Origin of the sequence: Pantoea sp. CTOTU49201, from assembly GCF_032054795.1 — a bacterium.
Classification (GTDB): Bacteria; Pseudomonadota; Gammaproteobacteria; order Enterobacterales; family Enterobacteriaceae; genus Pantoea; species Pantoea symbiotica.
On sequence record NZ_DAMBSA010000143.1, the window covers coordinates 1 to 10,234 of the forward strand.

Sequence of the window (10,234 nt, forward strand, 5' to 3'; positions counted from 1 at the left end):
CAACGTCAAACTGATCGTGCTGGAGTGGCGCTTGCCGCGCGTGCTGATGGCGCTGTTGATTGGTGCGGCGTTGGGCATCAGCGGCGCGATTTTCCAGTCGCTGCTGCGCAATCCGCTTGGCAGCCCGGACATTCTTGGCTTCAACACCGGCGCTTACAGCGGCGTGCTGGTGGCGCTGGTGCTGTTCAATCAAAGCATCACGGCGATGACCGGCGCAGCGTTGATTGGCGGCATCGCCACGGCGGCGCTGGTCTATCTGTTTGCCTGGCGCAACGGCGTGGAAACCTTCCGGCTAATAATCGTCGGCATCAGCGTGCGTGCGCTGCTGATGGCGTTGAACTCATGGCTAATTATCAGCGCCTCGCTGGAGTCGGCGCTGAGTGCGGGCTTGTGGAGCGCCGGATCGCTCAACGGTATTACCTGGGCGAAAACGCCGCCGGTGATTGCGGTGCTGCTGCTGGCGTTACTGCTGATGGCGCTGCTGGCGCGGCGGATGCGTTTGCTGGAGATGGGCGATGATACCGCCTGCGCGCTCGGTGTGCCGGTGGAGCGCAGCCGCATGTGGCTGATGCTGATTGGCGTAGTGCTCACGGCGGCTTCTACCGCGCTGGTTGGGCCGATTTCGTTTGTCGCGCTGCTGGCGCCGCAGATTGCCCGTCGTCTCGGCGGCGGCGTCAAAGGTGCGTTGCCGCTGGCGGCGTTGTGCGGCGCGCTGCTGCTGATTGCCGCAGACTTCGCCGCTCAGCATCTGTTCCTGCCTTATCAATTACCGGTTGGCGTGATTACCGTCATTCTCGGTGGACTTTATCTGATTGCTTTACTGGTGCGGGAGGCGCGACGCCAATGACCGAGATCCCTTCACGTCTGCGCGGCGATGGCCTGACGCTGGGCTACGATAAAAAGGTGGTGGCAGAGAATCTGTCGGTGGCGATTCCGCAAGGTGAGCTGACGGTGATTATCGGCCCCAACGCCTGCGGCAAATCGACGCTGCTGCGTACACTGAGTCGCCTGCATACGCCGCTGAAAGGTGAGGTGTTGCTGGATGGCGCGGCCATTGCCAGCTATCCCACCAAAGAGGTGGCGCGGCGTCTGGGCCTGCTGCCGCAAAGTTCCAACGCGCCAGCGGGCATTAGCGTCACCGAGCTGGTGGCGCGCGGACGCTATCCGCATCAGGCGCTGTTTGGGCGCTGGCGTGCGGAAGATGAAGCGGCGGTGCAGAACGCGATGCGCGCCACTGGCGTGGCCGATTTGGCGCAGCAGTCGGTGGATACGTTATCGGGCGGTCAGCGCCAGCGCGTGTGGATTGCCATGGTACTGGCGCAGGAAACGCCGCTGCTGCTGCTGGATGAACCGACCACCTGGCTGGATATCACCCATCAAATTGAGCTGCTGGAATTGATGCAGGATCTTAATCAGCAGCATGGTCGTACGCTGGTGGTGGTGCTGCACGATCTTAATCATGCCTGCCGCTATGCCACGCATTTGATCGCCATGCGTTATGGGAAGATTGTTGCCGAAGGGAAGCCGTCGGAGATCGTCACGCCCGCGTTGATCGAGCAGGTGTACGGTTTGCGCTGCGTGATTGTGGAAGACACGGTGGCGCATACGCCGATGATCGTGCCGCTGGGCGCGGGAGTCATTAAGGTGGTCGCCATAAATGGCGACCCTACAAAATCGTACCGACCCTGCGTAAGGTCGCCATTTATGGCGACCTTCTTTCAAATTAACCCAGTAACCGCTGCAACAACGGCCCAATCTGCTCAAACATCTGCGGTGAAATGATCTCCACGTGGGCGCAATCCATCGGCCACACTTCCAGTTCTCCGACATACGGCGCCCAGGCGCGGCGCGCATCTTGCCCTGGCTGCTGCGTCTGTTCGGCGAGGAACAGCGTTGCGCGACCGTTGAAACGTGCGCTGCGTGCCGTTGCCAGCAGGCGAACCGAGCTGGCGTAGTTGGCTTCGATGGTATCGAACATCGCACGCATCTCTTCACCTGCCTGATGGCGCTGCGCGGCGATAAACTGCTCGCGCTCGCGATTCACCTCTTCCAGCACCGCCGGATCCAGCACGTTCTCGCCGCGTTTCTCATCCCAGTTTTGCGTTTCCGGCGGCCAGGTATCCAGCAGGCCGAGGAACGCCACTTCTTCACCTGCCGCTTCCAGCCGTGCCGCGATGCCTTGTGCCAAAGTGCCGCCCAGCGAATAGCCGAGGAAATAGTAAGGTCCGTGCGGCTGCACATCGCGCAGGGTTTGCAGATGGGCGTCGCACACCTCATCCAGATGCGCACTTTGGTTCAGCGGGCTGTCGATATCCGGCGACTGAATGCCGACCAGCGACCAGCGCTGATTGAGATAACGTTGCAGAATGCTGAACTGCCAGGCAAAACCCGACGCCGGATGGAAGCAGAACAGCGTCGGTCCGTTGCTCTGACGCAGCGGCAGCACCGCTTCGAAACCGGCTTGCTGATGTGATTGCGTATCACTGAGCAGCGTTGCCAGTTTCTCAACCGTCGAGGCCACCATGATTTGCCCCACCGAGACCGGCTGTTGCAGTTCACGGCGCAACTGCGCCGCTAAGCGCATCGCCAGCAGCGAATGGCCGCCGAGGGCGAAAAAGTCATCCTGTGCGCTGATTTCCTCGCGCGCCAGCAGCTGACAGAAAGCATTGGCTAAGGTGGTTTCCAGCCCGGAGTGCGGGGCGCGCCCTGCGCTGACGCCAGCCGATTCCGGCAACGGCAGCGCTTTACGATCCAGTTTGCCGTTGCTGCTGAGCGGGAAGGCATCGAGCTGCACAATCGCCACCGGCACCATATGCGCGGGCAGGCGTTGTGCCAGCGCCTGACGCAGAGCTTCGCTATCAACCCGCTGCTCTGCAATCACGTAACCGACCAGCTGACGCGCATCACCTTGCGCCGCTGTGCCGCCAAGTACCACCGCGTGCGTGACCGCCTGTTCAATGCCGGGCTGCGCGCTGAGCACATGATCGATTTCATTCAGTTCGATGCGCTGACCGCGAATCTTCAGCTGATCGTCGCTGCGGCCCAGATATTCCACCGCGCCGTTATCCAGCCAGCGCGCCACGTCGCCGGTAAGATACATGCGTTCGCCGGGCACAAAAGGATCGGCGATAAAGCGGCTGGCGGTGAGATCGGGACGGCCAAGATAGCCATGCGCCAGCTGCACACCGGTTAAGTAGAGATCGCCCGCCACGCCCGGCGGCACCGGCTGCATGCGGGCATCAAGGATGCGCAGGCCGGTATTCCACACCGGAAAACCAATCGGCACGCTGGCGCCTTCGACTGCGGCCAATGCATCCCCAAATGCCGGATACCAGCTGACATCCACCGCCGCTTCGGTTGGGCCATACAGATTGTGCAGCGGCACGCGCGTCAGTTTTTCCCATTCGCGCGATAAATCCGTCGGCAGCGCTTCACCGCTGCAGAACACGTTGCGCAGGCTGGCGCAGCAGGCAATCGCCGGTTGATCATCCAGCGCCGCGACAAAGGCCGCCAGCATCGAGGGGACGAAATGCGTGGTGGTGACTTGGTAGCGGGCAAACAACTGCTGTAGCGCTTCCGGGTCGCGATGGGCTTCTGGCGGTGCCATCACCAACTGCGCACCGACCAGCAGCGGCCAGAAGAATTCCCACACCGAAACGTCGAAGCTGCTCGGGGTTTTCTGCAGCACCACGTCATCGGCTTGCAGCGGATAGCGATCCTGCATCCATAGCAGGCGATTGACGATGGCTTCATGCCCCACCAGCACGCCTTTAGGGCGGCCGGTCGAACCTGAGGTGTAAATGATGTAGGCGCCATCCTGCGGCGTCGGCGCGCTGGCCGGCTGCGGCGCGTGCGGGTTGTTATACAGCACATCAAAATGCAACTGATTGACCGAGGCGATAGCGCTGAAGCGCGCGCTGAGCGCCGCGCAGGTGATCAGCGTTTTCGGCGCGGCGTCCTCTAACATCAGCTGCAAACGGTCATCCGGATAACCGGTATCAAGCGGCAAATAGGCGGCCCCGAGCGAAACAATCGCCTGCAGCGCCAGCGAGAGTTGCACCGAACGCGGCAGCGCCACGGCGACAATATCGCCACGCTGTACGCCGGCGGCGCTGAGATCGGCGGCCAGCGCAAACACCTGCTGCTGCATTTCGCGGTAGCTAAGCTGATGCTGTGCGTCGGCCAGCGCTGGTACATCGGGCGTACGCGCCGCCTGTTGCGCTAACAGGGAAGCGAGCGTTTCAGCTGGCAGCGGATAGGCGGTTTGGTTGATCGCGGCAATCTGCGCATGCTCTTCGGCGGTGAGCAGATCGAGTTCGCCGCACGGCCGCTGCGGCTGTTGCGCCAGCTGATTGAGCAGCAGAGCAAAACGGCTGGCGTGACGCTGCAAAGTTTGTTCGCTGTAGCGTTCGGCATTCGCCAACAGCTCCAGCGTCAGTTCACCGTGCTCGCTGATATAGATGGCAATCTCCAGATCGCGCACCGGCCCGGAAGCCAGTTGATGAGTAATGCCTTCCACGCCAGCGAAATCGAGTTGGTAATCAAACATCTTCAGATTGATCACCGGACCGTATAGCGGATCGCCATCGCCGAGCCGACCGAGATCGCGCTGCACCTGCTCAGCGTCATAGCGCTGATGACGACGCATCTTTTTCACTTCGCCCGCCAACTGGGCGGCGAGCGCGCTGATCGGTTGCGTTGGATCGTAATGTACCGCCATCGGCAATACGTTGATCACTGGACCGGTGGCGCACAAGGCGGCCGAGCCGATACGGCGCATAAAGATGAAACCGGCGGCAAAGTCGTTTTGCCCGCTGAGACGCGCCAGCCACAGCGCTACCAGCGCAAAGGCGAGATCGGCGGCGCTGGCGTGCGGATGCTGCTGCACCAGCGTCTGGAAGGTGCTGCGATCCAGCGTAACGCTGTGGCGCAGCAGATCGGTGCTGGCATGTTGTCCGGCGAGCGGCAGCGGCGAGAGCGAAGCTGGTGAAGGCAGCGCCGCGCCTTTTTCGCGCCAGAACTGGCTGTCACGCGAGAAGGAGGAGGATTCACGATAGCGCTGATACTCGTCCACCACTTCGCTAAACGGAATAAACGGCGTCGGTTCAGCGGCTTGCTGCTGTACGGCTGCGGTATAGAGATTGGCGATGCGGCGCGTCAACGCGGTAAAGCTGAAGCCATCCACTACCAAATGGTGATAGCGCTGATACCAGAACCAATGCTGATCGTCGAGACGGAACAGGCGGTGATGCCACAGTTTTGCGCCGCTTAATACGCGCAGATCGCCATTCATGTCGTCACGCATCAGCGCACGCGCTATGGCGGGCGCATCGGCCTCAGCACGCAAATCGACAATCTGCGGCAGGCTAAAGGAGTGTGGCTGCGGCCACTGCAACGCTTCGCCTTCCACTTCGCCAAATGCCATGTTCAGCGTGTCGGCTTCCTGCATACCCGCCACGATCGACTGGGCCAACAGGGCGCTATCAATCTCACCGCGCAGTTCGACAAAGTGCGCCACTGCGTAAGCGTTGTGGTGCGGTGACAGCTGATCGGCAATCCAGATGCCGGGCTGTGCCGCGACTAACGGCAAGGTTTTTTGGTCGGTCATAGGCATGTTCATCAGAGATTCGGACATGGATGCTCCGGTTTGCTCCACAGCGCTTGCAGGCCATTCAGCAGGCCGCCGCGCCAACAGAGCGCGTCATGGCCGCCTTCCACCGGCAGGTAATTCACCTGATAGCCGGCAGCGCTAAGCTGCTGTTGAAGTTGTTGATTAGCTTGCAGAATCAAGCCTTCGCGTTTGCCAGCTTCGAGCCATAAACGCAGCGGTTGGCGCGGCGCGAGACCGCTATCCAGCGCCTGCAGCAGCCAGCCGTGCGGATTGCCGCGTTCCGGCCACCAGAAGGATCCGGACAAGCTGAGCGCGTTGCCGAAAGTTTCCGGCCAGTGCAGCGCGGCAAACACCGACGCCAGGCCGCCAAAGCTTTGTCCGGCGACGATGGTGCTGTCCGCCTGCTGGCGATAAGGCGTTGATTGCGCGATTTGCGGTAACAGTTCTTGCTGCATGGCTTGCCAAAACTGCGCGTTGCACGGCAGCTCGCGGCTGCGGTGTTCGCTGTCGATGATGTCGATAAACAGATATACCGCTGGCGGCAAAGATCCGGTATCGGTGAGCTGCTGCAGCGGTCCGGCAATCGGCATGCTGTGCGCCCAGAATTGCCCGTCGAGCATGATGGCCAGCGGACGTTGCGCGGGATTGGCCTCGCCGGTGGTGTAAATCCATACCTTGCGGCTATTGCCTAATAGCGCGCTATCCCATTGCTGCTGTTGCAGTTCAATGGCTGGTGCTGTGCCTTGATCCACCGCTTGCCACAGCTGTTGATTGGGCGCGTGCGGCAGATGCAGCGGCGAGACGCCCATGCCGCGACCACCGGACCAGCCACGTAAGGGATTCAAAGGATCGGCCTGCGCCGTCGGGAATTTGTCGCGCCACCAGTTGCGCAGTGTGGACATCTCGGCAACGCCGGTGAAGTCGGTGGCCTGCTCATCGGGCATCAAACAGTAACTGCCGCGCCAGTTAGCGGGCAGCGAAGTCTGCCAATACCAGACGTTGGTGCCCGCCACGCGCATTAACGACTGCGGCGGGCGGCGCTGGTGATGATCGGTCACGCCGGTAATGTTGATCCACACGCGCTGGGTCGACGATTGCGTTTCATCGCCTTGTGGGTCACGCCAGAAGAAGGTGACCTGACATTGGCCATCGTCTGCTAACGCAATGCGGGGAATGCCTTGGGATTGTTGCGCCTGCCACCAGGCTTCACTGCCGGTTACATCATTTCGCCAGGTCATAGGGCTGCCAGTCGGTGTTTACGCGGAGATTTACATAAGCTTGATGAATAATACTATTGATAATAATTTGCATTTGCAATAGGGTGACTGCGCTCAAAAATGAGCACGCCTGTTCCGCCTGATGCTTACCGTTCGGTAAGGTTGCGCTACGGATGGTTTGAGGGGTCTGGAACTGGGCGCGATATGGACAGGGATCTTCTCACCGGCTCGCCAGTTAAGCATCCAACGGCTTTTCGCTGGCCATCCAGGAACGTATAAAATGAAAAATTACTCACGGTTATCATTAGCCATTCTGATTGAACTGGGGCTCAGCGCCTCACTGCTTTCCAGCAGCGCCTGGGCAGCAGAGACTTCTTCCAGCAAAACCTCAGCCAGCACCACTGACGCACAATCAATGGACGGCGGCACCTTGATGGTCACCGCGCAGCAGCAGAACCTGCAAGCGCCGGGCGTCTCAACCATTACCGCCGACGAAATCAAAAAGCATCCGCCAGCACGCGACGTGTCCGAAATTATCCGTACCATGCCAGGCGTTAACCTGACCGGCAACTCCACCAGCGGCCAGCGCGGTAACAATCGCCAGATCGATATTCGTGGCATGGGCCCGGAAAACACCCTGATCATGGTGGATGGCATGCCGATCACCAGCCGCAACTCGGTGCGCCTTGGCTGGCGCGGCGAGCGTGATACGCGTGGCGATACCAACTGGGTGCCGCCGGAGATGATCGATCACATCGACGTGATTCGCGGACCGGCAGCGGTGCGCTACGGTAACGGCGCGGCGGGCGGCGTGGTGAATATCATCACCAAAAAACAGACCGATCAGCAGTGGCACGGTTCCTGGAACACCTATTTCAACGTGCCGGAACACAAAGCGGAAGGCGCGACCAAGCGCACCAACTTCAGTCTCGAAGGGCCGCTGGGCGATGATTTCAACTTCCGCTTGTACGGCGGTTTAGCCAAAACCCAGGCCGATGCCTATGACATCAACGAAGGGCATGCGGCGGCGCGTACCGGAACCTATGCAGGCAGCTATCCGGCGGGTCGTGAAGGCTCGGTTAATAAAGATATCAATGCCTTGCTGAGCTGGGCGTTTGCGCCGATGCAGACGCTGGAGCTGCAGGGCGGTTTTAGCCGTCAGGGCAATCTGTATGCGGGTGATACGCAGAACACCAACACCAGCGCGCTGGTGAAAAGCATGTACGGTGACGAAACTAACCGCCTGTATCGCCAGAACATCTCATTGAAATGGACCGGCGCATGGGATAACGGCGTCAGCACCAATACCTACGCGCGCTACGAGAAAACCCGCAACTCGCGCATCAATGAAGGTTTGGCGGGCGGCACCGAAGGTATCTTCTCCAACAGCGATTTCAACACCATTCAGCTGGATGATGTGCTGCTGCATAGCGAAGTCAGCATTCCGTTTGAACTGCTGTTTAACCAAACCGCGACGCTGGGTACCGAATGGAACCAGCAGCGCATGAAAGACGGTTCTTCCAACACGCAGGCGGCGAACTACGGTTCGGTGCCGGGCATCGATAACACCGGCCGCAGCCCCTATTCCCAGGCAGAGATTTTCTCGCTGTTTGCGGAAGACAACATGGAGCTGACCGACAGCACCATGCTGACGCCAAGCCTGCGTTTCGATCATCACTCGATTGTTGGCAATAACTGGAGCCCGTCGCTCAACCTGTCGCAAGGTTTGGGCGATGACTTCACGCTGAAGATGGGGATTGGACGCGCTTACAAAGCACCTAGCCTGTATCAAACCAACCCGAACTATCTGCTGTACAGCAACGGTCAGGGTTGTGCGGCCAGCACCGGCGCCTGTTATCTGCAAGGTAACAGCGATCTGAAAGCAGAAAACAGCATCAACAAAGAGATTGGTCTGGAGTGGAAACACGAAGGCTATCAGGCCGGTTTGACCTGGTTCCGCAACGACTATCGCAACAAGATCGAAGCCGGCTACTCGCCAGTCAGCAAAGCGTCCAATGGCACCACCGATATTTATAAGTGGGAAAACGTACCGAAAGCGGTGGTGGAAGGGCTGGAAGGTACTGTCAACGTGCCGTTCTCCGATAGCGTGACGTGGAACAACAACTTCACTTATATGCTGCAGAGTAAGAACAAAGAGACCGGCGATCGTTTATCGGTGATTCCGGAGTACACGCTGAACTCGACGCTGAGCTGGCAGGCGACACAGGATCTGTCGCTGCAAACCACGCTGACCTGGTACGGCACGCAGACGCCGAAGAAGTATGATTACAAAGGGAATCTTTCTACCGGCAGCGCAACGGATAAAGTGAGTCCTTACTCAATTATCGGCATGAGCGGTACTTACGATATCAACAAGTACGCCAGCGTCACGGTGGGCATCGATAACCTGTTCGATAAACGTCACTATCGCGAAGGTAATGCGCAAACCACCGGTAACGCCAACACCAACTCTTATCTGTATGGTGCCGGCGCCAATACCTACAACGAATCCGGTCGTACTTACTTTATGAGCCTGAATACCCACTTCTAACGGCGTTTAGCCAATCAGTTGATGCGGTAAATAGCAGCGGGCAATCAGCCCGCTGCGATCTTCACGATTGACCAATTCCAGTCTGCCGCGATGCATCTGCACGATGCGCAGCACGATATTCAAACCCAAACCGCTGCCGCCATAACGCTGATCGCGACGACGAAACGCTTGCGTCAGCTCTTCCGCCGCGGCGGCTTCAATGCCCGGACCTTGATCCCACACTTCGATAATCACCTGCTGCTGATCCTGCTGCATCTTCACCACGACTTCGCTGCCTTCCGGGCTATAACGCGAGGCGTTTTCCAGCAGATTGCGCAGCATCAGGCGCAGCAGGACCGCTTCGCCTTGCTGCGGCACATCGTTATTCTGCGGCCAGTGCAGGATTTGTTGACGCTGTTGATACATCTCGGCCATTTCTGGCTTCAGCGGCTGCATGATGTCTTGTTGCCACTGCAACTGCTGATAGTGACCGCCCGCCAGCGCTTGTCCGGCGCGCGATAACATTAAAAGCTGTTCCACGGTGTGCATTAGCTGATCGATGCGTTCAATCAACATTTCGCTCTGCGGCACGTTCTGCTGGTGGAGCAGCTCGAGATGCAGGCGTAATCCGGCCAGCGGCGTGCGCAACTCGTGCGCGGCGTCGGCAGTGAACAGGCGTTCCTGCTGCAAGGTGTGATCGAGGCGTGAAAATAGTTGGTTGATCGAGGAAGTTACCGCCACGATTTCATCCATTTCGGAGTAGATCGGCAATGGCGTCAGGTTATCCGCTGAACGATGCGCAAGGCTGTCTTGCAATGATCTCAGCGGACGAATAATCCAGTTGATCGCCCAAAACGACAGCAGCAAGGTGAGGGC

General features: G+C 59.3%; 5 protein-coding genes and 1 pseudogene. 3 read left to right on the top strand and 3 right to left on the bottom strand.

The window, feature by feature from the left end; translation table 11 throughout:
• Window positions 1–847 (top strand): iron-enterobactin ABC transporter permease (gene fepG, locus RTY00_RS11860; RefSeq protein WP_312664579.1); only part of this gene is annotated, 847 nt, incomplete at its 5' end.
• Window positions 844–1,629: pseudogene (locus RTY00_RS11865) on the top strand (ATP-binding cassette domain-containing protein); the annotation flags it as partial. The gene fepG and the pseudogene RTY00_RS11865, both read left to right, overlap by 4 nt.
• Window positions 1,630–1,723: 94 nt before the next feature.
• On the opposite strand, the gene RTY00_RS11870 reads toward RTY00_RS11865, so the two are convergent.
• The gene (locus RTY00_RS11870; protein WP_312664580.1) at window positions 1,724–5,635 is read right to left on the bottom strand and encodes an enterobactin synthase subunit F; all 3,912 of its coding nucleotides are present in this window, start codon (window positions 5,633–5,635) and stop codon (window positions 1,724–1,726) included.
• A complete protein-coding gene (gene fes / locus RTY00_RS11875; protein ID WP_312664581.1) occupies window positions 5,620–6,849 on the bottom strand; it encodes an enterochelin esterase in 1,230 nt (409 codons plus the stop codon). Before fes ends, RTY00_RS11870 begins: the two co-directional genes overlap by 16 nt.
• Before the next feature lie 259 nt (window positions 6,850–7,108).
• Between fes and RTY00_RS11880 the strand changes: the two genes are divergently transcribed.
• Window positions 7,109–9,379 (top strand): TonB-dependent siderophore receptor, encoded by a 2,271-nt coding sequence (locus RTY00_RS11880; protein ID WP_312664582.1) that lies wholly within the window; start codon window positions 7,109–7,111, stop codon window positions 9,377–9,379.
• Window positions 9,380–9,385: 6 nt separating this feature from the next.
• On the opposite strand, the gene pmrB is transcribed toward RTY00_RS11880, so the two are convergent.
• The coding region (gene pmrB / locus RTY00_RS11885) for a two-component system sensor histidine kinase PmrB (protein ID WP_312664583.1) at window positions 9,386–10,234 on the bottom strand (849 nt) is incomplete at its 5' end.